The organism is Pseudomonas sp. SWRI92 (genome assembly GCF_014268685.1).
Taxonomy (GTDB): Bacteria; Pseudomonadota; Gammaproteobacteria; order Pseudomonadales; family Pseudomonadaceae; genus Aquipseudomonas; species Aquipseudomonas marvdashtae.
Map to the genome: position 1 here is coordinate 226,570 of NZ_JABWQY010000002.1, position 26,134 is coordinate 252,703.

Consider the following 26,134-nt stretch of genomic DNA (forward strand, 5'->3'; position numbering starts at 1 on the left):
TTTCGGATTACCAATGATGACGGCTGCCCGCGAGACTCTGCAAAGCTGGCTCCATCGCCCTATCTTACTGGCGATGATAGCGGCTGCCCTGAGTACGGGACTGTTGCTGGCGGGAAGCCTGTTTGTGGTAGTGCAGCAGATCCAGCAGCGTGAAAGCGAACAGATGAATGCCCAAGGCGAACGCTTCCTGCAACGCTTGGAACAGCTTTTCGGGCAACTGCGCGAAAGCCTCGACGACTTGCAGGCGCAACCCTTGCGCGGCTGCAACGATGACATGATCGCCACCCTGCAACAGGTGAGCTTCAACTATCGTTTTGTATACGAGGCGGCTTATATCGACAGCAACGGCGTATGCTCCAATCGCCCGCGCCAGAGCGGTTTGTCGTGGGCTCGCCCACCTGACTTGCGGGGTCCGGCCTACAGTTACTGGCTCAACACCACCACGGAGCCCGACGAAAATCGCGCGGCGTTGATGTTGGGGCGCGGCAATTTCCGAGTCGCGACGTCTCGCGGACACCTGACCGACGTTGTCGACCTGCCCCCGGGCAGCAGTCTGTTGGTGGTTCTTGATCAAGGTGAGCGAGCCATTCCGGTACTGGGTACCCAGCAGCGTTGGCCGCCGACGGAACCTTGGCCACCCAAAAGTCAAAGCGCCTTGCAAGTCACGCAGACCCGGCTGATTTACCGGATGTCGACCGACAATCCGGAATATCAACTGGTGTTGATAGCGCCGCGCAGCAGCCTGCAGATTCCGACTAATGCCTGGTGGTTGCTGCCCATCAGCCTGCTGCTGGGGCTGGGCATTGGCTTCCAGGTCCTGTTGCTGGCACGTCAGCGCCAATCCATGGACGCGGAACTGCACGGGGCCATCCGGCGCGGTGAAATGCAGGTGCTTTACCAACCGATTTTCGACCTGCACAGCCGCAACTGCGTAGGCGCCGAAGCCCTGCTGCGCTGGCGTCGACCAGACGGGACCCTCACCAGCCCAGACCTGTTCATACCGATGGCTGAAGACACCGGGCAGATCCGCCAGATAACCGATTTTGTCCTCCAGCGGCTATTCGACCAGTTGGGCCAGCTATTGCGGGCCAATCCCCACCTGTACATCTCGGTGAACCTGGCGGCATGTGACGTGATGGTGCCGCGCATCGGCGAAGTGATCGCCCGTTTGCTGGCGCTGCATCGCGTGTCGGCGCATCAGATTGCCTTTGAAGTGACCGAGCGCGGGCTGGTTGATGCACTGGTTGCCCGGGACAACTTGCAATCGCTGCGTGATGTAGGGCATCAGGTGCTGATCGATGATTTCGGCACGGGTTATTGCAGCCTGGCTTACCTGCAAACACTGCCAGTCGATTGCCTGAAGATCGACAAGGCGTTCATCGACGCCCTGGGTCATGATGCCGCCAGCAGTGGCGTGGCCCCGCACATCATTCGCATGGCCCATGCATTGCAGCTCAAGGTGATTGCCGAGGGCATCGAGCATGAGGCCCAGGCGTCATATTTGAGCAGCGAAGGCGTGAAGTTTGGTCAGGGTTGGTTGTTCGCCCATGCGCTCAGCGCGGTGCAACTGATCGAATTGATTACCCGCGGGCGGCGTCGGCTTGGACGACGCCTGGACGACGAAGCCTGACGCCTGCTCAGACGGTCAGGGCCATATAAAACTGCGTGCCCTGCCCTGGCCGGGAATAGACGCCCATGCGTCCACCGTGGAGCTGCACGATCTCCTTGCACAGCGCCAGGCCGAGGCCGGCACCGCCCTTCTTGCGTCCGACCTGGACGAAAGGTTCGAAGATCCGTCCTTGCTGGCCGTAGGCAATCCCCTCGCCGTTATCTTCAACGCTGATGATCACCCGCTCGCCATGGCGTCGGGCCTGCAAACGAATCTGGCCGTCGTCGTTGGTGTGGCGCATGGCGTTATCGATCAGGTTGTCCAAGACCCGCTCCAACTGCGCGGCATCGGCGTGCAGGCGCGGCAAAGGACCCTGGATTTCCACAAGCAACTCGATGCCCTTGGCCTCGGCCTGTGCGGCAAAGCGCATCCTCGCCGCTTCCAACAGTTCCTCGATGGAGCAAGGCGCCAGGGTGAGCTTTTGCAAGCCGTTCTGGTAACGGGAGAAATTAAGCAGGTCATTGATCAGCTGCATCAGCCGCTGCATTTCTTCATTGACCGTATTGAGCAGGTCCGCCTCGCGGGAGTCCTCGGCGAAATGCATGCGCTCCTGCAGCAACCCGAACGCCATGTGCATGCCCGTCACCGGAGTGCGCAGCTCATGGGACGCCCGCAGGACGAACTCACTGCGCACGCGTTCGAAGGCCCGTTGCTCGGTGACGTCATGCAAGACCATCACTGCCCCGAGGATTTGGCCCTGGGTATGGATAACCGGTGTCAGGCTGTAGGTCAGCACTCGCGACTCGCCATCCACCTCAATGCTCAAGTCATCGGGCGCGCGTTCCTGTGTGCCTCCGCGTAACACCAGTTGCAGCTCTTCATCCAATTCCACACGTCCAAGCGCCTCGCTCAGGCCTTGGCCCAGACGCTCCTCGTCCCAGCCCAGCTGACGTTGGGCCACGGGGTTCAAATGCTCCAGCCGGCCTTGGCGATCAATCATCAGCAAGCCGTCGTCAATGCTGTCGAGCACCGCTTGCAGGCGCTGCTGCCCGGCGAGCAATTCATCGACATTGGTCGCCTGATGTTCGCGCAGCGCCTGGGCCATGATGCCGAAGCGGCGTGTCAGAAGATTCAGTTCCGCCGCCGACGAGACCGGCAGAGTCACCTCGAAATTACCTTGGCCGATGTCATCGGCCGCAGCGGCCAAGGCTTCGATCGGTGCGCCGAAACGTCGGGCGATGCCATGGGCAGTCACGAAGCCAATGATCAGCACCGCCAACCCCACCAGCCCCAGCAGGGCGGAAATCAGTAGCGCGCGTTCGCGGGCGCGGTCCTGGGTTTCGCCGATGTTATTCAGGGCATGTCGGTACCCTTCGATCAGGCCTCCACGCAATACGTTGAATTTTTCAGTGAGGTCCTGGATGCCGGTCAACTGGGTCGGTTGCTGGCGAGAGGCATCGAAGGCCTCGAGGAAACTGACGTAGTCAGCCTTGGCGCGGGTGAAACTGGTTGCGGGGTCATCCAGTTCCCGCTCATGGGCGATACCTTCGTCCAACAACTCGAAATACTCGCGTTTGGACTCTTCCAGCGCCGCCAGGTCGGGCTTTTCCTCAAGCATGATCATCAGTTGATCGCCCAACGTCTGGCGCAACTTGAGGCCCAGGTCCAGCAAGACGAAGTTGTCGCGTACCGATTGTTCCTGGGTATTGGCCATCTGCAACACACTGACCAGGCCAAGCAACAATCCCAGCAATGCCACGGTGATCAGCGCCGAAATACTGAGAAACAGCCGGGTACGGAGCTTCATCGCCAGTTTCATAAGGTGCCGCTCACAGGTTGTATTGCTTGCGTTTGCGGTACAGCGTAGAGGCGTCGATACCCAGGGTCTTGGCCGCCTGGTCGAGTGTGTCGGCGGTGGCCAATACTGCGCCAATGTGGGCCTTTTCCAGTTCGTCCAGGCTCAGCGCGGCGCCAATGCGCGGCGCATTGTTGGTCGGTTGCTCGGCCATGCCCAAATGACTGATTTCGACTTTTTCCTGCGGGCAGATGATGCTGGCGCGCTCGACCACGTTGCGCAGCTCGCGAATATTGCCTGGCCAGCGATAGCCTAGCAGGGCCTCGCGAGCCTCATCGCTGAATCCTCTGGCAGGGCGCGCGTACTCCTTGACGAAGCGCGCCAGGAAGCGGTCGGCGAGGGTCAGGATGTCCTCGGTCCGCTCGCGCAGCGGCGGCAGGTGCAAGGTAATGACGTTCAGGCGATACAGCAGATCTTCCCTGAAGCGCCCATCACGCACCATGTCCTCAAGATTCAGGTTGGTGGCCGCGAGAATGCGCACATCGGCCCGACGGGTGACGGGGTCACCGACCCGCTCGTACTCTTTGTCCTGGATGAAACGCAACAACTTTGGCTGTAAAGCCAGGGGAAAATCGCCGATTTCGTCAAGAAACAGCGTGCCGCCATCGGCCTGGTTGACCCGACCCAACGTGCTTTCGCTGGCTCCGGTAAACGCACCGCGGCTGTGACCGAACAATTCGCTTTCCATCAGTTCGGTGGTCAACGACGGGCAGTTGATGGTGACACAGGATTTTTTCGCGCGTTTGCTCCAGCCATGGATGGCCCGTGCGAGTTCGCCCTTGCCGGTGCCGGACTCGCCGAGGATCAGAATGTTCGCGTCGGTATTGGCAACCTGACGGGCAGTCTCGAGGACCACTTTCATCGCCGGACTGTGGGAATCGAGGCCGTCCTTTGGCTTGCGCACCTCGCCTTCCAATGCTTCGAGCCTGGCGGACAGCTGGCGTACTTCCAGTTGCTTGGCGGTCGCCAAGCGCAATTGGTCCGGGCTGCAAGGCTTGACCAGATAATCGGCGGCCCCGGCCTGGATCGCATCGACGGCGGTGTCCACAGCCGAGTGGGCGGTGACGATAACGACGCGCATCCAGGGCGCCTGGATACGCATCTGTCCCAATACATCGAGGCCGTTGTCCTCACCCAGGCGTAAATCAAGGAAGCACAGGTCAAACACCTGGCGTTGCAGCAGGGCTTCGGCCTGCGCGGCACTGTTGGCGGTGGCGACGCTGTAGCCTTCGTCTTCCAGGCAATAACGGAAGGTACGCAGGATGGCGGACTCATCGTCTACCAGCAGAATGCGGCCTTGATGCTCAGTGGCGGATTCCATTTTTCCTACGCTCCTTTAGTGAATGATGATGGTTAGTGTCAGAAAAATCGGGCAAGTTGCATGGTCGATTCTGACCGAATAATACCCATCGAAGGCTTCGTTGTGGACGTTCTGAATATAAGAGCCTGATTTTCATCAATTTTTTAGTTTCTCTTCGCTTCCCACGGTTCGGCTCGCTCATTCCGACATCCGTTTCCGACTGTCAATTCAAAAAGAATCTTATACCCGAGTTTCTGAAGGGTCGTGCAGAACGCACGACGTGCATCTGGCCCATCGTGCAGGATGCGCCCTCAGCTCTTTTGGCGGCGCCATTAACTAGTTGATTTTAAAGGCATTTATTGAGAGCAAATTTCTGGCATGCCGACTGCAATGATCCGATCAACGTGGCGTTTTAGAGCGCCTCAACCAGATCACCGCTAGGGTGCGGAGGAATTTCAGGATGAATCGTCAACGTGCCGCCCAGTTTCGCATTACCTCCCTGCATATCCAGCAGGGTCTGTGGGCCGTCCTCGCATTGCTGGTCACGCTTGTGGCGGGTCAGCAGTTGTTGCTTTGGCATGAAAGCCAACAACCGGAAGCGCCCCTGGTCTCGACGTACCGTGCTCCCCAAACCCATTTCATCGCCGCCGGCAACCTCGCGCAAGCCTCGGCTTCGATGCGAATGATGTCCGTCGACGAGGCGCAGCCGTTGACTGAGATGCCTCGTGAACAGCGCTGGGTTTTCTAATTCGATAAACCGGCTGTCCGTTACGCCGGAACCATCATCGCCAGACCCTAACTAAATAGAAAAGCGTAAGGAGAATCACCATGTTGAGCTGGGCAATTACCTTCCTGATCATTGCCATCATCGCCGCAGTACTGGGCTTCGGTGGTATCGCGGGCACCGCCACGGGCATCGCCAAAATTCTCTTTGTCGTGTTCCTGGTCATGTTCATCGCCTCCTTCTTTTTTGGTCGTCGCGGCCGAGGCTGATCATGAGCGTGTCATTCAAAGGACTGGCCGCCGCCCTGCTACTGGGCGGCAGCGCCATGGCAATGGCTGCCAATGATGGGCAGATGCGGGTCAATCAACTGCTTCAGGCAGACCCGCAGTACCGTGAGACCTGGCAGGGAGTGGTCAAGAAGGAAGAACGTCTGCCGGAGTGGGTCATGAACCTGACCGGTGCCTCCGAGCAAATGAATGCGGTCGAGGAGGATGGCGACCAATACCTGGTCGGGCCATTGTGCGAAACCCAGGATACCTGCAAGAGCAAGCGTCTGATCGTAGCCGTCAGTTTCGACAAGGACGATGCCTACGCCATGTTGGTCGAGGTGCCCGTGGGCCTCCCGACCGACAAGTCGCCAACCCGTCATGCGGACTATCGCTTCCTCGGCAATCCCGATGAAGGTATGCAAGAACTGTTAATGGAACAGCTCAAGAAAGATCCAAACTGGTACTGATTTCTTGAAACGAGAAAAGCAGCCCTGCTTTTCTTCCTGCGAAGCCCGAGGAGGGCCTAAGCATGACCAGGGGGCTGGGACGTTCTGACCATCAGGGTCGGAGTGACCTACGGGCACAAGGGGTGCCTGCGAAAGGGCCGGGTCAGGTAAAAAGCTGCAACGCAAGTTCGCAAAGTCGCGCAGACTTGGCGAACTTGCGTAGAGCTTGAGTTCGCTAAACCCTTCGCTAGAGCGGTTGGCTATTTTTTGGCCTCCCCGGCACAACGCCGCGGCATATTGTCTCGCTCGGTCGCCACGACCATCGGCGCGTGACCGTATATCGGAGAGCGCTGAAGCTGTTTGGCCGGTCAAAGCCCTTTACCCGGGCAGCCTTTCATCGAATCCTCCTACCTGCGAAACCAAGCCCTACTACGCTGAAATGGCCGGTTGACGGCGTTTATGCCTGATTGAATGTCGTATCCGAACCGCTTGGGACGAACGTTTCGATTTGTAAATCTCATGCCGATTCGGCATAGGGTAGGCGTTTACGGCATTAGACGATCCCCCCTTGCATGGCAATAGTTGCGCCTTTTTTCGCCTGCCAGTAAGCGCGCCGTACGCGCTCCGGGTGATCTTGTACGGGGCGGAAGCATGGCTACTGACGTCATTGGCGGTCAGTCCGCGCCCTGCCCGAGTCCAACTGAAGTAAGGGTAATGATATGAAGAAGGCAAAATTAAGCCTCGCCTGGCAGATCCTCATCGGTCTGGTACTCGGGATTGCAATCGGCGCGCTGCTCAACCACTTCAGTGCCGAGAAGGCCTGGTGGATCAGCAACGTGCTGCAACCGGCAGGCGATATCTTTATCCGTCTGATCAAGATGATCGTGATCCCCATCGTCATCTCCTCGCTGATTGTCGGCATTGCCGGGGTGGGAGATGCGAAGAAGCTAGGGCGGATCGGCTTCAAGACCATCGTTTATTTCGAAGTCGTCACCACGATCGCCATCGTCGTCGGCTTGCTCCTGGCGAATTTCTTCCAGCCGGGCAATGGCATTGATATGAGCACCCTGGGAACTGTGGACATTTCCAAGTACCAGGCCACCGCCGCTGAAGTCCAACATGAACATGCGTTCGTCGAGACCATTCTCAACCTGATTCCTTCCAACATTTTCGCGGCCGTCGCGCGTGGCGAAATGCTGCCGATCATTTTCTTCTCGGTTCTGTTCGGCCTCGGGTTGTCCAGCCTGCAATCGGATCTGCGCGACCCGCTGGTAAGAATGTTCCAGGGCGTATCGGAAAGCATGTTCAAGGTCACTCACATGATCATGAAATACGCCCCTATCGGCGTGTTCGCCCTGATCGCAGTGACCGTCGCCAATTTCGGTTTCGCTTCCCTGCTGCCGCTGGCGAAGCTGGTGATCCTGGTTTATGTCGCCATCGCGTTCTTCGCCTTCGTGGTGCTCGGCCTGATCGCGCGCCTGTTCGGCTTCTCGGTGATCAAGCTGATGCGCATCTTCAAGGATGAGCTGGTGCTGGCCTACTCCACCGCCAGCTCCGAGACGGTGCTGCCGCGCATCATCGAGAAGATGGAAGCGTACGGTGCGCCAAAGGCCATTTGCAGCTTCGTGGTGCCTACCGGTTATTCCTTCAACCTTGACGGCTCGACGCTGTATCAAAGTATCGCGGCGATTTTCATCGCCCAGTTGTATGGCATCGACTTGTCCCTCAGCCAGCAACTGCTGCTGGTATTGACCCTGATGGTGACCTCCAAGGGCATCGCTGGCGTGCCGGGCGTATCGTTCGTGGTGCTGCTGGCGACCTTGGGCAGTGTTGGCATTCCGTTGGAGGGCCTGGCGTTCATCGCGGGTGTCGACCGCGTCATGGACATGGCACGCACGGCGCTGAACGTTATCGGCAACGCCTTGGCCGTGCTGGTCATTTCCCGTTGGGAAGGCATGTATGACGATGCCAAGGGCCAGCGCTACTGGAACTCCCTGCCGCACTGGCGCAGCAAAGAGTCGCTGCCGGCCGGTGAAACGTCCAACCGTTGATTCATTTCCTGGATCATCGCAAGCGTATGTAACGTACAGGCCAACCCCGGAGAAATCCGGGGTTTGTCGTTTCGGCCAGCCCCGCTATCATTCGCCGCATCTTCCGGGGGACTTTACCGATGCTCAATGGCCTGTGGCTTGGCTTCTTTATCGTGGCGGCCGTGTCGGCAATGGCGCAGTGGCTGATCGGCGGCAACGCCGGGATTTTCGCGGCCATGGTGGAAAGCATCTTCGCCATGGCCAAGCTCTCGGTCGAGGTCATGGTCTTGCTGTTTGGTACCTTGACGCTGTGGCTGGGCTTCCTGCGCATCGCGGAAAAAGCCGGCATCGTCGATTGGCTGGCCAAGGCCCTCGGCCCGCTGTTTTTACGTTTGATGCCGGAAGTCCCCGCTGGCCATCCGGCGATCGGCCTGATCACCCTTAATTTCGCTGCCAACGGCCTGGGACTGGACAACGCCGCCACCCCCATCGGCCTCAAGGCCATGCGCGCCTTGCAAGACCTCAACCCCAGCCCGACCATCGCCAGCAACGCGCAGATCCTGTTCCTGGTCCTCAACGCTTCGTCGCTGACACTGCTGCCGGTGACGATCTTCATGTACCGCGCCCAGCAAGGCGCGCCGGACCCGACCTTGGTGTTCCTGCCGATCCTGCTCGCCACCAGCGCGTCGACGCTGGTGGGGCTGCTTTCGGTGGCCTTCATGCAGCGCCTGCGCCTGTGGGATCCGGTGGTGCTGGCTTATCTGATCCCGGGTGCGCTGGTGCTGGGCGGCTTCATGGCGTTGCTGGCGACGCTCTCGGCCACAGCGTTGGCGGGGCTGTCGTCGATCCTTGGCAACCTGACGCTGTTCGGCCTGATCATCCTGTTCCTGGTGGTGGGCGCGCTGCGCAAGGTCAAGGTGTATGAGGCGTTTGTCGAAGGCGCGAAGGAAGGGTTCGACGTTGCGAAGAACCTCCTGCCGTACCTGGTGGCGATGCTCTGTGCCGTCGGCGTGCTGCGTGCCTCGGGCGCGCTGGACTTCGGCTTGGACGGCATCCGGCACCTGGTGGAGTGGGCCGGCTGGGACACGCGCTTCGTCGATGCGCTGCCGACCGCCATGGTCAAGCCGTTTTCCGGCAGTGCCGCCCGGGCGATGCTGATCGAAACCATGAAGACGTCCGGGGTGGACAGCTTCCCGGCCCTGGTGGCGGCGACCATCCAGGGCAGTACCGAAACCACGTTCTATGTGCTGGCGGTCTATTTCGGCGCCGTGGGTATCCAGCGGGCGCGCCACGCCGTGGGCTGCGCGTTGCTCGCTGAACTCGCCGGTGTGGTGGCGGCGATCGGGGTTTGCTACTGGTTCTTTGGTTGAGGGGCAGGGTTCAAGGATTCACCTTGAACCGCAACACGCCGATCAACTGGCCATTCTCGGTCAGCACCCGCACTTGCCACTTGCCCGTCGGGTCGCCGGGGAAGTTCTGCTTGTGGGTCCAGGCGCGATAGCCTTCCTTGCGCCCGCCATGAATATCCAGGGCGATACGGTCCACCTCTTTGCCGTTGAATTGCCAGACGTGGTAAATCCGCTCATCAAGGCCCCGCGGCGCGTTGATGGCGGTGTAGGCGTACAGGCCATTGCTGCGAATCTGGGCGGCGCTGACTTCCTTCAGGCTGGCGCCCGGCGTGCGGTCTTCCAGCTGGGTGCTGATCGCGACTTCGGTCATCCACAGCGTGGCGGGTGGCACCCAGGAGCGCAGCACCCAGCCGGCGGCGCCAATCCCCAAGGTGATGCACAGAATCGCCAGGGCGTTGCGCACGGTGCGGATCGGAAAGATCGAGGCCAGGCTTGGGAACGACAGCAGCATGGCGATGCCCAGCGCCAGCTTGAAGCTCTGGTCGGTGGTCAGGTGCAGGATCACCGGCAGCGCGGTGAGCAGGGCGGCGAACAGCGTCAGCGTATGCAGCGCCAGGAAGGCCCAGCGCCGGGGCGCGAGCCATTTGTAGTACAGGGGATCGATGATCGAGACCAGCGCCGCCGCGGCGAGCAGGCCGGTAAACAGCAGTTGGCTACTGTTCCAAGTGGTGGTGATGAAGAAAAACGGCAGGACGAAAAACAGGCTTTCCTGGTGAATCATCTGCGTGGCGTAACGCAACAGCGGCTGGGGGATCTCCCGTTTGAAAATCTTGGTGAACAGCCGGGTCAGGCTGTTTTCCAGCATCAGCCAGAGCCAGCTCACCAACATCATGATGGCGATCCAGGTCGCCAGGCCTTGCTGACGGTCCACCAGCATGAAACTGCCGACCCCGGAAATGAAACCGCCGAGCGCGATGACCCCTGGGTAGCGCTTCATCAATTCGAGGATGCGCTGGATTAAATGAGTCAGGTTCGGCATTCGGCAGTTTCACAGTAAGTCGTAGAAATATCGCTGACAGAGTACCACTGCCCATTCATTCCGGGTTCCGTCGCGCCCTGCGACGCAGTCGCCAGGCCAGCAGCAACAGTAACAATGCCACCAAGGTGGCCAATCCCCAGACCAGTTGGTCATCACTGACCAACGGCTTCTCGATCCGCAAGTAACCCGGGTCCTTGAGGAGCTCGCGCAGGGCCTGGTTGGCTTGTTCCAGGCTGACCTCCTGCAAGCGGGCCGCTGGATTGGCGAAGCGGCCGTCTTCGTAGTCGCCCAGCGCGCTCCAGTAATAATCGGCCAGTGCGCTGTTGCCTTGAACGGCCCAGGATTGATGGGCAATGGCCGCGCGTTTGATCCGCACGAAGCTCTCGGGGTCCAGGCCGTCCTTGAGCAAGGTGGTACGCAGCGCTTCCAGCGCCTGCTCGGCCTGGGGCAGGTCCTCGCGGCTCAGGTCGGCGTTCAGGCCCATGAAGCCGACGCCACCCAACACTTCCCGTTCCGCCCAAGGGCCATAGGACAGGTTGTTGGCCAGGCGCAGCTGACGATAGAGCGCCCAGTCCAGGTAATCCTTGAGCAAGTCGAAGGTTTCGTCGTGTTGCTGCTCCAGCACCGGCTCTGGAAACAACCAGTGAAGCTTGGCGCCATCGCCGACCAGGCCGCGGATCAGGTTGCGTTTGGTGACCGCGCTGTAGCGGATTTGCGGCAGCGGTGCGTGGACGCTGGGCTCGACCGGTTCGAGTTCGCCATACGTACGCTCCAGATAGGCCGGGAGCAGACGGTCGAGGTCGCCGACGACAATCAGCGTCATGTTGTTGGGGGCATACCAGGCCTCGCGCACCTGCTCGATTTTCGCAAGGGTGAGGTGCTCGACTTCGGCCCGTTCCGCGCAGCGCAAGCCCAGTTCCACGGCCAACTGATTGCTGGCCTTGTGGCCGATGTCCTGGCGATCAAGCCAGCGTTGGAGATGGGTGTAATGCCCGCCGTCTTCGCGTTCAACCACTCGTTTGGCCGCTTGCAGGGCCTTGTCGTCAATGCGGGTGCGGGTCAGCAGCGCCAGCAACAAATCCAGGACCTTGCGTTGATTGCTCGCGGGCGCCTCGATAACGAATGTGGTATCGGCATTGCTGGTAAAGGCGTTCCATTCGCCGCCCAACGCCTGCATGCGTTCTTCCAGGCCGCCTTCGCCGCTATCGTCGACACCGCTGAACAGCAAGTGCTCAAGCAGATGCGGCAGCTCCTTGTCGGCGCACTTGAAATCATCAAGGCCCACGCCGACCACCAGCCGAATCGCCACGTGTCCACGGTCGTTGCCGGGCTTGAGCAACAGCTGCATGCCATTGGGCAATGTGTAGCCTTCGACCTGGAACCGGTCCAGGGCAGCCACGGGTAGGGAACCGAACAAAAGCAGGGCGAGTAACAGGCAACGCATAGCGAGCTTCCTGGCGGCTGAATGAAGATCCATGATTGCGGACCAGCCCTATCGCGAGCAGGTGCGTTCCCACTTTGGGTTTACGCTGTGTTCATGACCGTGGGAGTAGTCTGGCTCGATTGGCTTGAGGTCCGGCCCTTTTTAATGACTGGCCCAGGCGCCAGTCGTTCAAGGCGAATGCGTGATGTCGGAAATTTCATCAACGGCCAGCGCGCCGATCTCCGAGGTTTCCAGCACCACATAGGCGCTGCCGCAGAACAGCGAATTCAAGCGCCTCATGTCGGCGATCAGCTCCAGGTGCAGGGAACTGGTCTCGATACTCTGCACGACCTTGCGGTGCAGGCGGCTGACATGGGCGTGGGCCATTCGCCGTTCCTGTGCGCGAAAACGCCGTTTCTCCCGCAGCAGTTGGCGAGCGCTTTCCCGGTCGGCGCTGAGGAACACCGACAACCCCAGGCGCAGGTTGGCGATCAGATGGCTGTGCAACCCCGCCAGTTCTTCCAGGCCCACCTCGGAGAAAGATCGACGTTGCGAGGTTTTCTGTTGCTGGACCTTGCGCAACATGCGCTCGATGAGGTCGCTGGCCAGCTTGAGATTGATCGCAAGCTCGATGATTTCCGCCCAGCGACGACTGTCCTGCTCGCTGAGGTCCTCACGCGGCATTTGCGCCATATAAAGCTTGATGGCGCTGCACAGCGCTTCGACATCGTCGCTCATGCCGCGCACTTGCTGGGTGATTGCCGTTTGCTCGCCACGCAGCACGCCGAGCATGGCTTCGAGCATGTTTTCGATCAGGTCGCCGATGCGCAAGGTTTCCCGGGCCGCGTTCGCCAGCGCCAGGCTCGGGGTGGCGAGGGCGGCGGGGTCCAGATGCCGAGACGCGGCCGTACCATTGATTTCCGCACGTTCCGGCAGCAGCCAGGCACACAACCTGCCCATGGGTCCCACGCTTGGCAGCAGGACCAGGCAACGCACGGAGTTGTAGAGCAAGTGGAAGCCAATGACGGTTTCCTGGGGACTGAAATCCAGACTGTCCAGCCAGCCCACCAGTGGATCGAGCACCGGAATGATCAGCACCAGGCCGATCAGCTTGTACAGCAGGCTGCCCAGCGCTACTTGGCGTCCGGCGGCGTTCTGCATGCTGGTGCTGAGGAAGGCCAGGATGCCGCTGCCGATGTTGGCACCGATCACCAGGCCGATGGCCACTGGCAAACTGATCACGGCGGCGCCCGCCAGTGTCGCGGTCAGCAACACGGCCGCCAGGCTGGAATAGGAAATCATGGCGAACAGCGCGCCGACCAAGGCATCGAGCAGGATGTCGCCGGTCAGCGAGGCGAAAATCACTTTCACGCCCTGGGCCTGGGTGATCGGCGCAGCGGCTTCGACGATCAATTGCAGGGCCAGGATGATCAGGCCGAGGCCGATGCCGACCCGGCCCATTTGCCCGACACGGGTCTGCTTGCGCGACAGAAAGAAAATCACCCCGAGGAAAATCAGCAGCGGTGACAACCACGACAGGTCCAGGGTAAGCACGCGGGCCATCAAGGCGGTGCCGACATCCGCACCGAGCATGGTCGCCAGGGCAGGGGTCAGCGTCATCAGCCCTTGGCCGACGAAGGACGTAACAAGCATCGCCGTGGCATTGCTGCTCTGGACCATGGCCGTGACCATGATCCCTGCGATAAACGCCAGCCAGCGCTTGGACATGTTCTGGCCAATGACATGGCGCAGGTTCGAGCCGTAGACCCGCAAAATGCCGGTACGGACGATATGTGTGCCCCAGATCAGCAAGGCCACGGCGGAGAGTAGATTCAGCAGGGTCAGCATGAGGAGCCCCCTGTTAGCGTCCCAACGGGACAAATTGACGGTGCCACATCGTTCTACTTGTACTTAAGCTGTAGTTGGCGAACGGTTCGGGCGCCAGCATTGCACAGCTAAAGAATCGTTTGAAACAAAACTGTCATAAGACGGTTTCGGCAAGGACGTTGCGGATCTTGAATGTTGCGCAACAGCTCACTTATCTGCAGGTATGAAAAAGGGGCTCCAAGAGCCCCTTTGTTTATCGCCCTACACCATTACTGACCGGGAAAATCCTTGCGCAGTTTCACCGGATCCTGTTGCTTGCGCTTGCGCGCCATGGCGATACGCATCTTGATGTTGATCGCTTCCACCGCCAGCGAAAACGCCATCGCGAAGTAGACGTAGCCTTTTGGCACATGCACCTCGAACGACTCGGCGATCAGCACGGTACCGACCACCAGCAGGAACGACAGCGCCAGCATCTTCAGCGACGGATGCTTGTCGATGAAGCTGCTGATAGTACCCGCCGCCAGCATCATCACCAGCACAGCCACGATGATTGCCGCCACCATCACCGGGACATGGGAGACCATGCCGACTGCGGTGATCACCGAATCCAGCGAGAACACGATGTCGATGATCGCGATCTGGACGATGGTGTAGATGAAGCTGCCGCCCTTGCCCGAAGGCTCATCGTTGGTTTCGTCTTCACCTTCCAGCGCGTGGTACATCTCCTGGGAGCTTTTCCACAGCAGGAACAGGCCACCGAAGAACAGGATCAGGTCACGACCGGAAATGCCCTGGCCGAACACTTCGAACAGATCGGCCGTCAGGCGCATGACCCAGGTAATGGACAGCAGCAACAGGATCCGCGTGATCATGGCCAAGGCCAGGCCGAAAATCCGGGTGCGCGCCTGCATGTGCTTGGGCATGCGGCTGACCAGGATCGAGATCATGATGATGTTATCGATGCCCAGGACGATTTCCAGGGCGGTCAGGGTAAAGAAGGCAACCCATATTTCCGGGTTGGTCAGCCATTCCATGTGAGTTCCTTTGAGCGAGTGTTAGGCCGCGCCGTGCCCCTTCGGTTGTCCGACAGGGGCGCCGCAGCGGGCGATGCTTTTATAGAGTGCTGAACAGCGGAAAAATCCCCATCAGCAAGGCGGCGAACATTATGCACAGGCAAACCAGCACTGCCCACTTCAAGGTGAAGCGTTGGTGATCGCCGAACTCGATCCCGGCCAGCGCCACCAGCAGGTAAGTCGACGGAACCAGCGGGCTCAGCAGGTGAACGGGCTGGCCGACGATGGAAGCACGGGCCATTTCGACGGCGGTGATGCCGTAATGGCTGGCGGCTTCGGCCAAAACCGGTAACACCCCGTAATAAAATGCATCGTTCGACATGAAGAAAGTGAACGGCATGCTCACCAGCGCGGTAATGACCGCCAGGTAAGGACCGAGGAACTCCGGAATAACCGCCAGCAAGCTCTTGGACATGGCATCGACCATGCCGGTGCCGGTCAGGATGCCGGTGAAAATCCCCGCCGCGAAAATCAGCCCGACCACCGCCAACACGCTGCCGGCGTGCGCCGCGACGCGGTCTTTCTGCTGTTGCAGGCATGGGTAGTTGACGATCATCGCAATGCTGAAAGCCACCATGAATAGCACGGGCAATGGCAGCAAGCCGGCAATCAGGGTGCACATCAGGGCCAGGGTCAGCGCGCCGTTGAACCAGATCAACTTCGGACGGCGGGCATCCGGAAACTGCGAAACGCTGATTTCGCTGTGGTCCATTTCATCACCGGCCAGGTGCAATTCACCCAGGCGGGCACGCTCGCGTTTGCCGTACATATAGGCAATCGCCAGGATCGCCACGACGCCGGCCAGCATCGCTGGGATCATCGGCACAAAGATGTCGGACGGATCCACATGCAGCGCACTGGCTGCCCGGGCGGTCGGGCCACCCCACGGGGTCATGTTCATGACGCCGCCGGCGAGGATGATCAGGCCGGCCATGATGCGTGGGCTCATGCCGATGCGGCTGTAGAGCGGCAGCATCGCGGCTACGCAGATCATATAAGTGGTCGCGCCGTCACCATCGAGGGAAACGACGAGCGCCAGGACGGCGGTACCGACCGAAACTTTCAACGGGTCGCCCTTGACCAGCTTGAGGATCTTGCGCACGGCCGGGTCGAACAGGCCGGAGTCGATCATCAGGGCAAAATAGAGAATCGCGAACATCAGCATCACCCCGGTCGGGGCGAGCTTGGTGATGCCTTCGAGCATCATCGGGCCGATTTTCGGCGCGAAGCCACCGAACAGGGCGAACAGGATCGGGATGATGATCAGGGCGATCAGCGCGGACAGGCGCTTGGTCATGATCAGGAACATGAACGTGATGACCATGGCGAAGCCAAGGAAAGTCAGCATGGGAAATACTCCAGGCGTGGCGCGGCTATGAAATGCGAACCGGACAGGTCAGCGCGAAATGCAAAGCACGAGGGGGACGGATGGAGTGGGTGCAGCGGGACGGGAAGCAGCGGACATCAGAATCACCATTGTTGTTGTTAAAAGGGCCGCACGAGCTAACGAAGACTCGTTTTAGGCCACCGGTCTATTGCCGGTAGGTGAGGCGATCCTAATCGCGCAAGCTTTCAGCAGCCTTTCGCCACAAAAATGGCTGATGATTGGCCAAGCGTGCCTGTGTTGCTGATGGATTGCTGTTGTGCTGTTGTGCTGTTGTGCTGTTGTGGCGAGGGAGCTTGCTCCCGCTGGGCTGCGCAGCGGCCCCATGATTTTGCGGCCGCTGCGCGACCGAGCGGGAGCAAGCTCTCATGGAACAAATTGCAACCATCTGATTTTTAAGGCTGGAAATACATACCGATCGTTCCCACGCTCCTGCGTGGGAATGTCGCCCGGGACGCTCCGCGTTCCGCTTCTGGAAGGTGACGCAGAGCGTCACGGGATGCATTCCCACGCAGAGCGTGGGAACGATCAAAAAAATTGCGCGATGACAGATTTAGGGGCCGCTTCGCGCCCCAGCGGGGATAAATCCCCTCGCCACAAAAACAATCAGCGTTTCACTTCAAATGCCGAAAGATTCAGCGGCCGCACCGCGCCCATCCAGATCGCATGATCAGTGTGATCGGCCAGGTCATCGCCAGTCTCCGGGTGCATGAAAATCACCAGCCCCTTGCGGTTGAGGGCCAGCCACGGCAAGACGACGCCGATGTACTGCGGATCGAACGCCAACTGACAACTCCAGTCCGGATGCGGGCCGACCGGACGCTGATGGACGCGGCCCATTTTCAGCGTAAACAGCTGCGCCGCTTCCTCGCACAGGGCTCGCGCCTGCTCGAGAGTTTCTGCGTCGAAATATACGTGGGCGTGATAGCCCTTGATCCGTTGCATCTGTCACTCCTCGAAAGACCAGCCGAACCCTCGCGGTAAACCACGGGTCAGAGCCATTACACGCTGTAGAAAAGGAAAGTCAGCCAATGAAAAACGCCGAAACCCCGGTCATTAAAGTGGTGCTTTACGGTGCCATGAGCAGCCTCGGCAGTGCGTTGATGGCTGAAATGCTGCGACGTCAGCATGAAGTCATCGCCATTTTGGATGATCTTACCGCCCTGGCGCCGCGCCCGGGCCTGCGCGCCAAGACCGGGGATCTCTTCGACCCCGAACGAGTCAAGCAGAGCGTCGCCGGCGCCAACGCTGTGGTGTGCCTGTTGAACGCGCCGGGACTGCCAATGAACAGCGAACAAGTGGAGCGCACGCTCATCCCCGGTCCTGTGGAGCAGGTCCTGGCTGTGGATGCGCTAATTGCTGGCATGCAGGCGGTGAAGATTCCCCGGCTGTTCCTGGTGGGCAATTTTGCCGTGCTGGAAGAAGAGCAGACAGACGATGACTTGCAGCGCCACGCCGCCGAAGAAATCCTTGATGCCCTGAAAAACAGTGCCCTGCAATGGACACTCGTCAATGCGCCTTATGCCGTGCAGGGGTTGAGCATCGAACATTTCAGCCACGTCAGCACCAGCCTGGAGCCCGGCATGGCCGAATCCCTGGAGCGCCTGAGCCGTGTAGCGGTCGGCATTGCCGACGAACTGCGCCTCAATCTGCACATCGGTGAGCATGTCAGCTTTGTCTCGGCTACTTGAGGTGCTCAAACCGCAATAGAAGGCAGCGGCAACCCCGTCAACGACTCCGCACTATTGGCCTGTTCTTCCATCAGCCAATCCACGAACAACTTGATCAGCACGCCACGGCGCTTACGCTGGGGCAGGACCACGTAGTACCCCAGCCGGGAAAGCACCGTCTCGGCGATCGGTCGGCACAGCAGCCCCTGCGCCAGCAAGTTATCCACAAGGTGTCGCCAGCCGATGGCGACGCCTTGGCCGCCGATTGCCGCCTGGATAAGTAGCGTGTAGTTGTCGAAGCGCAATTGACCGGGAGCTGGCAGCGACGTGATGCCCAGCTCACGGAATACGCCACTCCACTCGAACCAGCTGCTGCTGCCGCCGCGCAAATGCAGCAAGGGGAATTCCGACAGGGCCTGGGCCGGCAAGGGCAGGGGGCGTTCCTTGAGCAGCAGCGGGCTGCATACGGGATAGACTTCTTCGCTGAAAAGCCAACGACTTTCGCCCTGTTTGAAGCGACCGTCGCCGAACAGGACCGCAACGTCAATATCCGTGCGCAGCATGTTGTGGTTGCGCTCGCTGGTCACCAGGCTAACGTCCACCTGTGGGTTGGCTGCATGAAATCGATGCAGGCGTGGCATCAACCAGTAAGCGGCGAAGGCAAAGTCCGTCGCGACTTGCAGCACCTCGTGCTGGTGCTGGGCAGTGATCGCGTTGAGCCCGGCGTCGATGCTCTGCAAGCCGGCCTGGACCTGTTCGAACAGAATCGAACCGGCCTCGGTCAATTCGATGCCTCGGTAGATGCGATCGAACAACCGTGCGCCGAGTTGTTCCTCCAATCGTTTGATCTGCTGGCTGATGGCCGGTTGTGTGGTACCCAGCTCAATCGCGGCTGCCGTGAAGCTTTGCTGGCGAGCCGCTGATTCGAAGGTGCGGAACAGGTCCAGGGACAGGTCACCCAAGGCGTCATACATAAGCTGTGCTTATCCTAGTCATTATCTTGCATGGGCTTTACCCCAAAGAGCATGGGCTACATGCTCAATCGCAGCAATATCGCATAACCGCTCACTATGGAATGCCGCGAATACATGAAGCGCAAGAACATTCTTTTTATCATGGCCGATCAAATGGCCGCGCCAATGTTGCCGATCTACGGTCCGTCGCCGATCAAGCTGCCGAATCTGTCACGCCTGGCCGAGCAGGGCGTCGTGTTCGACGCTGCGTATTGCAACAGTCCGCTCTGCGCGCCGTCGCGTTTTACATTGGTGAGCGGCCAGTTGCCGAGCAAGATCGGCGCCTACGACAACGCGGCGGACTTCCCTGCGGACGTTCCGACTTATGCCCATTACCTGCGCCGCCTCGGCTATCGTACGGCGCTGTCCGGCAAGATGCATTTTTGCGGGCCGGACCAGTTGCACGGCTATGAGGAACGCCTCACCAGTGACATTTACCCGGCCGATTACGGTTGGGCCGTGAATTGGGATGAGCCGGATGTACGGCCGAGTTGGTATCACAACATGTCCTCGGTGTTGCAGGCCGGGCCCTGCGTGCGCACCAATCAGCTGGATTTCGACGAAGAGGTGGTGTTCAAGGCCCAGCAATACCTGTTCGATCACATTCGCGAAGACGGCGACCAACCGTTTTGCCTGACCGTATCGATGACGCACCCACACGATCCGTACACGATTCCCAAGGCGTTCTGGGATTTGTATGACGACAAAGACATCCCGCTGCCGCAAACCCCCGACCAGGCTGAGCTTGATCCACACTCCCAGCGTCTGTTGAAAGTCTACGACCTGTGGGACAAGCCGTTGCCTGTGGATAAGATTCGCGACGCCCGTCGCGCCTACTTTGGTGCCTGCAGCTACATCGACAGTAATGTGGGCAAGTTACTGCAAACCCTGGAAGAAACCGGTCTGCTGGATGACACCATCATCGTGTTCTCCGGCGATCACGGGGACATGCTTGGGGAAAAGGGCCTCTGGTACAAAATGCACTGGTTCGAAATGGCCGCGCGCGTACCACTATTGATCAGCGCGCCGGGCCAGTTCGCCAGTGGCCGCGTCGGCGCCGCAGTGTCCACCGCCGACTTGCTGCCGACCTTGGTTGAACTGGCCGGCGGTACGCTGGAACCGGGATTGCCGCTGGACGGTCGCTCGCTGGTGCCGCACCTGCAAGGGCAGGGCGGACATGACGAGGTCTTTGGTGAGTACATGGCCGAAGGCACCATCAGCCCTTTGATGATGATCCGTCGCGGCCCGTGGAAATTTATCTACAGCGAGGATGACCCTTGCCTGCTGTTTGATGTGCGCAATGATCCGAAGGAACTGGAAGACCTCAGCCATTCACCTGAGCATCAATCCCTGTTGGCTGATTTTCTCGCTCAAGCGCGGGCCAAATGGGATATTCCAGCCATTCACCAACAGGTGCTCGCCAGCCAGCGGCGCCGACGTTTTGTCGCCCAGGCGTTGACCCTGGGCAAACTCAAGAGCTGGGACCACCAGCCGCTGGTCGATGCCAGTCAGCAATACATGCGCAACCACATCGACCTGGACGACCTGGAGCGCAAGGCCCGTTATCCACAACCCTGCCCAATAAACCAATAACGTAAGGGGAAGCACATGCAAAAGTTATCCACAGTACTGACCGCCGGGCTGTTGGCGTTGAGCAGTGTGTCGGCGTGGGCCGAGCAGAGTTGCGAGACGGTGAAGATGGCCGATCCGGGCTGGAGCGACATCGCCGCGACCAATGCCATTACCGGTTTCCTGCTGGAAGGCATGGGCTACAAGCCCAAGGTCGACACCCTGGCCGTGCCGATCACCTTTGGCGGGCTCAAGGACGGCCAGGTTGATGTATTCCTGGGTAACTGGATGCCTGCGCAGCAGGGTTTCTATGACAAATTCGTCGCCAACGGTGACGTCACGCAACTGGCAAAAAACCTGGATGGCACCGAATTCACTTTGGCGGTGCCGGACTATGTCTGGGATGCGGGTGTGCATAACTTTGCCGACCTGAACAAGTTCGCCGACAAATTCGATAAGAAGATCTACGGCATCGGCTCTGGCGCCCCGGCCAACCTTTCGCTCAAGGAGATCATCAAGACCAACGATTTCAGCATGGGTGACTGGAAACTGGTGGAATCCAGCGAGCAGGCGATGCTGGCGGAAGTCTCCCGGGCCGTGAAGAAACAGAAATTCGTGACCTTCCTCGGCTGGACCCCGCACCCGATGAATGTGCAACTGAAGATGCATTACCTCAAGGGCGGCGAGAAATACTTCGGCGACACCGGCAGCGTCTACACGCTGACGCGCAAAGGTTATGCACAGGCCTGCCCGAACGTCGGCAAGCTGCTGACCAACCTGAGCTTCACCCAGGAAATGGAAAACAGCATCATGGCCGAAGTGGTGAACAAGAAGGTCAGCAACGCCGAAGCGGCCAAGGCCTGGATCAAAGCTAATCCGGCGGTGCTGGATAAATGGCTGGACGGCGTGAAGACCGTTGATGGCAAGGATGCGCTGGCGGCGGTGAAGGCCAAGCTCTAGGCATAATGGCGAGCCGGCTTTTGTGGCGACGGAGCAAGCTCCCTCGCCACATTGGCTCACCTGATACTCTTGCGCCAAACCCCGTTTTTTGAGGCCCCATGGCAATCCCCACCCGCCATTCGCTTTTCCCTTTCCTGAGCTGGCTTCCTCGGCAGACCCGGGCCAGTGTCGGCCGTGACCTGATCGTCGGCCTCAGCGGCGCGATTCTCGCGTTGCCGCAGTCCATTGCCTACGCCCTGATTGCCGGTTTGCCGCCGGAGTACGGCTTGTACGCGGCGATCGTGCCGGTGCTGATCGCCTGCCTGTGGGGCTCGTCGTGGCACTTGATCTGTGGTCCCACGGCAGCGATCTCCATTGTCCTGTACGCCACTGTCAGCCCTTTGGCCGTGCCCGCTAGCCAGGACTACATCATGTTGATCCTGTTACTGACGGTGTTGGCGGGAATTTTCCAATGGCTGCTTGGACTGTTGCGTTTCGGGGCGCTGGTCAATTTTGTTTCGCACTCGGTGGTGCTGGGTTTTACGCTGGGTGCGGCGATTGTCATTGCGCTGGGGCAGTTGCCGAACCTGCTGGGCCTGGACTTGCCGAATGAAGCCACAGCCCTGAAGAGCCTGCTCATGTTGTTCAGCCACATCGGGGCTGTGGATAAACCTTCGTTGCTGCTGGGTCTGGGGACGCTGGTGGTGGGAGTCGTGCTCAAGCGCTTGCTGCCGCGTTGGCCGAGCCTATTGATAACTTTGGTCATCAGCAGCCTGGTGGTCTGGTTGTGGCCTGGGATGTTCGGGCATGTGGCGCTGGTCAGCGCCTTCGCCGGGCGCCTGCCACCGTTCACCCCGCTGCCATTGGACCTCGAGTTGATCCTGCGCCTGCTGCCCGGTGCCGTGGCGGTGGGCATGCTCGGGTTGGTGACCAGCCTGTCCATTGCCCGTTCGCTGTCGGTGCGCTCCGGGCAATTGCTCGATGCGAACCAGGAAGTCCGGGCGCAGGGGCTTTCCAATATCGTCGGAGGTTTTTTTGCCGGATCACTGTCAGCCGGTTCCTTCACCCGTTCCGGCCTCAGTTATGAAGCGGGCGCGCGCTCACCCCTGGCCGGCGTGTTCTCGGCTTTGTGGGTGGCGTTGTTTGCAGTCGCCGGGGCGAAACTGATCGCGCACATTCCCATTCCCGCCATGGCCGGCAGTATCTTGCTGATCGCCTGGGGCCTGGTGGACCACCGGGGTATCCGTGCGTTGTACCGCGTGAGTCGCTCGGAATTCCTGGTCATGGGCCTGACCTGCCTGGCCACGCTGCTGCTCGAACTGCAAACCGCCATTTATGCCGGCGTACTGGCCTCGCTGTTCTTTTATCTCAAGCGCACCTCACAGCCGCGGGTGCAGCAATTTCGCGAAGGCGAGGCGGATGTCCTGCGAGTGGGCGGCTCGATCTTTTTCGGCGCCAGCCATTATCTGCAAGTGCGCTTGCAACGCATGACCGCGCAACAGGTGGTGATTGATGCCCAGCAGATCAACTTCATCGATTATTCCGGCGTGGAAATGCTCCACCAGGAGGCCCGTCGCTTGCGCGGCCAGGGGCGCAGCCTGACCTTGCGCGGGGCAAGGCCACAGGTGGTAGAGGAATTATTGAAGCTGGAAGGACCGGAGCGATGCCCGATCCTTTTCAGGGACTGACCGCCGCGAGCTGACGACGCAACTCCGCCAGCACCGGCGCGGTGTCCGGGCGCACGCCACGCCACAGGAAGAACGCTTCACCCGCTTGTTCGGCGAGCATGCCCAAGCCATCCATCGCCACCGCCGCGCCTTGCTCCCTGGCCCAGCGACAGAACGAAGTCGGTTCCTTGCCATACATCATGTCGTAGCAAAAGGTCTTGCCGGGTTCGATCAAACTTCCGGCAATCGGCGGTACATCGCCTGACAGGCTGGCGGACGTAGCGTTGATAATCAAGTCCACCGGTTCTCTCAACCAGGCGAAATCGCTCGCCGAGACCGGCCCGAGGTCGGCGAACAGTTCGGCCAGCCTCTCGGCTTTTTCCACCGTCCGATTGGCAATGATCACCGAGGCCGGCGCTTCTGCCAGCAGCGGTTCCAAGGCCCCCCGTACCGCGCCGCCGGCACCCAGCAACAGGATGCGCTTGCCCTTGAGGCTGAAACCGGCGTTGACGATCAGGTCCCGCACCAGCCCGGCGCCGTCGGTGTTGTCACCCAACAGGCTGCCGTCGGCCAGCTTGCTCAAGGTATTGACCGCCCCGGCCCGCTGCGCACGTTTGGTCAGGCTGTCGGCCAAACGGAAGGCGTCTTCCTTGAACGGCACGGTGACATTCGCCCCACGACCCTCGAGGAAAAATGCCCGTGCGCAACCGGCGAAATCCCCCAGGGGCGCCAGCAACGTGGTGTAGTCCAGCGCCTGCCCGGTCTGCTCGGCAAACAGGCGATGGATCAACGGCGACTTGCTGTGGCCGATCGGGTTACCCATTACAACGTAGCGGTCCATGGTGTCCCCTGTTCAGGCTGTCGCCAGCCAATCGCGATCCTGCAGGAAGTATTCGGTCAACCGCGCCTCTTCGCTGCCCGGTTCGGCTTTCCAGTCGTAGCTCCAGCGGACCTGCGGTGGCAGCGACATCAGGATCGACTCGGTGCGGCCGCCCGACTGCAGGCCGAACAGGGTGCCGCGGTCATACACCAGGTTGAATTCCACATAGCGCCCACGGCGGAATTCCTGGAACTCGCGTTGCTGGGCGGTATACGGGTCGTGCTTGCGGCGACGCACGATAGGCAGGTAAGCCTCGATGTAGGCATCGCCGATGGCGCGCATGAAGGCGAAGCTGGTGTCGAAGTCCCACGCGTTCAGGTCATCGAAAAACAGGCCGCCGATGCCCCGGGGCTCGTTTCGATGCTTGATGTGGAAATAGCTGTCGCACCAGGCTTTGTAGCGCGAATACACGTCCGGGCCGAACGGCTCGCAGGCCTGCTGGGCGATGCGGTGCCAGTGCACGCAATCTTCTTCGACGCCGTAGTAAGGGGTCAGGTCGAAGCCGCCGCCAAACCACCAGACGGGTTCTTCACCTTCCTTTTCAGCGATGAAAAAGCGCACGTTGGCGTGGGACGTTGGAATGTGCGGATTGTGCGGATGGATCACCAACGACACGCCCAGGGCCTCGAAGCCGCGCCCGGCCAGTTCCGGCCGGTGGGCGCTGGCCGACGGTGGGAGGCCGCTGCCGAAGACGTGGGAAAAGTTGACGCCGCCCTTTTCGATCACCGCGCCGTTTTCAATGACTCGTGTACGACCACCGCCGCCAGCGGGGCGGGTCCAGGCATCCTCGACGAAGCGAGTGCCGCCGTCCTCGGTTTCCAGGGCTGCGCAGATGCGATCCTGCAGGTCGAGCAGATAGGCTTTCACGGCCTTGGTGCGAGTAGTCATGACATCACCTTGATCAGGGCTACGTTACGCGACGCACAAAGGGTCGCCGGCAAAATGGGCGCACAGGATAACACCGCATCCACTCACACCACAGTTGACGAAGATCAAGCTTAGGAGTCCGATAGCAGGCTTGGTAAAAAGTCCCACGATAAGGAGAAGGTGAAGATGGCCAAACGTATCCAGTTCAGTTCCCACGGCGGTCCGGAAGTGCTTGAGTACGTGGAGTACTCGCCCGCCGAGCCAGGTCCGCAGCAGGTGCGCGTCAGCAACCGGGCGGTCGGCCTGAATTTCATCGACACCTATTATCGCAGCGGTCTTTATCCGCCACCGGCCCTGCCGTCGGGGCTCGGCGCCGAAGGAGCGGGTGTGGTCGAGGCCGTCGGGTCGGACGTGACTCGCTTCAAGGTCGGCGACCGCGTGGCTTATGGCAGCGGGCCGCTGGGCGCCTACAGCGATGTGCACGTATTGCCTGAAGCCAATCTGGTTCATCTGCCTGAGGCGATCAGTTTCGAACAGGCCGCCGGCGTGATGCTCAAGGGCCTGACCGTGCAGTACTTGCTGCGTCAGACCTACGAGCTCAAGGGCGGCGAAACCGTGTTGTTCCATGCCGCCGCCGGTGGCGTGGGTTCCCTGGCCTGCCAGTGGGCCAAGGCCTTGGGCGTGAAGCTGATCGGCACCGTCAGCTCGGCGGAAAAAGCCGCCATCGCCAAATCCCACGGCGCCTGGGAAGTCATCGATTACAGCAAGGAAAACGTCGTACAGCGCGTGTTGGAAATGACTGACGGCAAGAAGGTCCCGGTGGTGTACGACGGCGTCGGCAAGGACACCTGGCTGACTTCACTCGACTGCACCGCCCCCCGTGGCCTGGTGGTGAGCTTCGGCAACGCATCCGGTGCGGTAGACGGCGTGAACCTGGGAGTTCTCTCGGCCAAGGGCTCGCTGTACGTCACGCGCCCGACCCTGGCGACCTACGCCAACAACGCCGAAAACCTGCAACGCATGGCCGATGAACTGTTCGCCATGATCGCCAGCGGCAAGGTCGTGGTGGACATCAACCAGCGTTTTCCCCTGGCGGACGCGGCCAAGGCCCATACCGAACTGTCGGCACGGCGCACGACGGGGTCGACCATACTTTTACCTTGAGCCAAATGCTCTTGTGGCGAGCGAGCAGGCTCCC

Annotated in this window: 22 protein-coding genes; 11 read left to right on the top strand and 11 right to left on the bottom strand. The window is 60.2% G+C overall.

The genetic code is table 11. The features are described 5' to 3' along the window. Positions 1-16 precede the first annotated feature (16 nt). Positions 17-1,630 (top strand): EAL domain-containing protein, encoded by a 1,614-nt coding sequence (locus tag HU762_RS04350; RefSeq protein WP_186634410.1) that lies wholly within the window; start codon positions 17-19, stop codon positions 1,628-1,630. A 7-nt stretch (positions 1,631-1,637) separates the two neighbouring features. On the opposite strand, the gene HU762_RS04355 is transcribed toward HU762_RS04350, so the two are convergent. Together HU762_RS04355 and algB are read right to left on the bottom strand one after the other, a co-directional pair. After that, on the bottom strand, positions 1,638-3,428 hold the full coding sequence (locus HU762_RS04355) for an ATP-binding protein (RefSeq protein WP_186633413.1): 1,791 nt from the start codon (positions 3,426-3,428) through the stop codon (positions 1,638-1,640). A gap of 10 nt (positions 3,429-3,438) precedes the next feature. Continuing rightward, positions 3,439-4,785, bottom strand: coding sequence for a sigma-54-dependent response regulator transcription factor AlgB (gene algB / locus HU762_RS04360; protein ID WP_186614204.1), 1,347 nt, complete (start codon positions 4,783-4,785; stop codon positions 3,439-3,441). 439 nt (positions 4,786-5,224) lie between these two features. On the opposite strand from algB, the gene HU762_RS04365 reads away from it, so the two are divergent. The 5 genes from HU762_RS04365 (at position 5,225) to HU762_RS04385 (ending at position 9,603) form a co-directional block, all read left to right on the top strand. Beyond that, positions 5,225-5,512, top strand: coding sequence for a hypothetical protein (locus tag HU762_RS04365; RefSeq protein ID WP_186633416.1), 288 nt, complete (start codon positions 5,225-5,227; stop codon positions 5,510-5,512). An 80-nt stretch (positions 5,513-5,592) separates the two neighbouring features. Further along, entirely contained in the window at positions 5,593-5,757 is a 165-nt protein-coding gene (locus HU762_RS04370; protein ID WP_003177151.1) for a DUF1328 domain-containing protein, read from the top strand. A 2-nt stretch (positions 5,758-5,759) separates the two neighbouring features. Next, on the top strand, positions 5,760-6,224 hold the full coding sequence (locus HU762_RS04375) for an inhibitor of vertebrate lysozyme family protein (protein ID WP_186633419.1): 465 nt from the start codon (positions 5,760-5,762) through the stop codon (positions 6,222-6,224). Positions 6,225-6,922: 698 nt separating this feature from the next. Continuing rightward, entirely contained in the window at positions 6,923-8,254 is a 1,332-nt protein-coding gene (gene gltP / locus HU762_RS04380) for a glutamate/aspartate:proton symporter GltP (RefSeq protein WP_186633422.1), read from the top strand. Between the two features lie 119 nt (positions 8,255-8,373). Continuing rightward, entirely contained in the window at positions 8,374-9,603 is a 1,230-nt protein-coding gene (locus HU762_RS04385) for a spore maturation protein (protein WP_186633425.1), read from the top strand. A 10-nt stretch (positions 9,604-9,613) separates the two neighbouring features. On the opposite strand, the gene HU762_RS04390 is transcribed toward HU762_RS04385, so the two are convergent. The 6 genes from HU762_RS04390 to HU762_RS04415 all read right to left on the bottom strand — a co-directional run bounded on the left by HU762_RS04390 (position 9,614) and on the right by HU762_RS04415 (position 17,276). Next, positions 9,614-10,621 carry a DUF5924 family protein gene (locus tag HU762_RS04390; protein ID WP_186633428.1) on the bottom strand — a complete coding sequence of 336 codons (1,008 nt, stop codon included), beginning with the start codon at positions 10,619-10,621 and terminating at the stop codon, positions 9,614-9,616. A gap of 55 nt (positions 10,622-10,676) precedes the next feature. Then, entirely contained in the window at positions 10,677-12,065 is a 1,389-nt protein-coding gene (locus HU762_RS04395) for an insulinase family protein (RefSeq protein ID WP_186633431.1), read from the bottom strand. Between the two features lie 168 nt (positions 12,066-12,233). Next, on the bottom strand, positions 12,234-13,892 hold the full coding sequence (locus tag HU762_RS04400; RefSeq protein ID WP_186633433.1) for a Na/Pi cotransporter family protein: 1,659 nt from the start codon (positions 13,890-13,892) through the stop codon (positions 12,234-12,236). 248 nt (positions 13,893-14,140) lie between these two features. Next, entirely contained in the window at positions 14,141-14,908 is a 768-nt protein-coding gene (locus HU762_RS04405) for a TerC family protein (protein ID WP_186633438.1), read from the bottom strand. A gap of 79 nt (positions 14,909-14,987) precedes the next feature. Next, positions 14,988-16,295, bottom strand: a complete 1,308-nt coding sequence (locus HU762_RS04410) for a CitMHS family transporter (RefSeq protein ID WP_186633441.1) — start codon at positions 16,293-16,295, stop codon at positions 14,988-14,990. A 642-nt stretch (positions 16,296-16,937) separates the two neighbouring features. Next, on the bottom strand, positions 16,938-17,276 hold the full coding sequence (locus HU762_RS04415; RefSeq protein ID WP_186633444.1) for a DOPA 4,5-dioxygenase family protein: 339 nt from the start codon (positions 17,274-17,276) through the stop codon (positions 16,938-16,940). 86 nt (positions 17,277-17,362) lie between these two features. Here HU762_RS04415 and HU762_RS04420 point away from each other — a divergent pair, with 86 nt between their 5' ends. Continuing rightward, positions 17,363-18,022: an NAD(P)H-binding protein gene (locus HU762_RS04420; RefSeq protein ID WP_186633446.1), complete on the top strand. Its 660-nt coding sequence runs from the start codon at positions 17,363-17,365 to the stop codon at positions 18,020-18,022. Between the two features lie 5 nt (positions 18,023-18,027). On the opposite strand, the gene HU762_RS04425 is transcribed toward HU762_RS04420, so the two are convergent. Beyond that, positions 18,028-18,975, bottom strand: coding sequence for a LysR family transcriptional regulator (locus HU762_RS04425; protein ID WP_186633449.1), 948 nt, complete (start codon positions 18,973-18,975; stop codon positions 18,028-18,030). A gap of 114 nt (positions 18,976-19,089) precedes the next feature. Here HU762_RS04425 and betC point away from each other — a divergent pair, with 114 nt between their 5' ends. The 3 genes from betC to HU762_RS04440 all read left to right on the top strand — a co-directional run bounded on the left by betC (position 19,090) and on the right by HU762_RS04440 (position 23,210). After that, positions 19,090-20,607 carry a choline-sulfatase gene (betC, locus tag HU762_RS04430; RefSeq protein ID WP_186633452.1) on the top strand — a complete coding sequence of 506 codons (1,518 nt, stop codon included), beginning with the start codon at positions 19,090-19,092 and terminating at the stop codon, positions 20,605-20,607. Positions 20,608-20,622: 15 nt separating this feature from the next. After that, a complete protein-coding gene (gene choX / locus HU762_RS04435; RefSeq protein ID WP_186633455.1) occupies positions 20,623-21,543 on the top strand; it encodes a choline ABC transporter substrate-binding protein in 921 nt (306 codons plus the stop codon). Between the two features lie 98 nt (positions 21,544-21,641). Beyond that, positions 21,642-23,210, top strand: a complete 1,569-nt coding sequence (locus HU762_RS04440) for a SulP family inorganic anion transporter (protein ID WP_186633458.1) — start codon at positions 21,642-21,644, stop codon at positions 23,208-23,210. On the opposite strand, the gene aroE is transcribed toward HU762_RS04440, so the two are convergent. After that, positions 23,200-24,030: a shikimate dehydrogenase gene (gene aroE / locus HU762_RS04445; RefSeq protein WP_186633461.1), complete on the bottom strand. Its 831-nt coding sequence runs from the start codon at positions 24,028-24,030 to the stop codon at positions 23,200-23,202. The genes HU762_RS04440 and aroE overlap by 11 nt on opposite strands. Before the next feature lie 12 nt (positions 24,031-24,042). Beyond that, on the bottom strand, positions 24,043-24,957 hold the full coding sequence (gene hemF, locus HU762_RS04450; RefSeq protein WP_186633464.1) for an oxygen-dependent coproporphyrinogen oxidase: 915 nt from the start codon (positions 24,955-24,957) through the stop codon (positions 24,043-24,045). 165 nt (positions 24,958-25,122) lie between these two features. Here hemF and HU762_RS04455 point away from each other — a divergent pair, with 165 nt between their 5' ends. Beyond that, a complete protein-coding gene (locus tag HU762_RS04455; protein WP_186633467.1) occupies positions 25,123-26,100 on the top strand; it encodes an NADPH:quinone reductase in 978 nt (325 codons plus the stop codon). Positions 26,101-26,134: the final 34 nt, after the last annotated feature.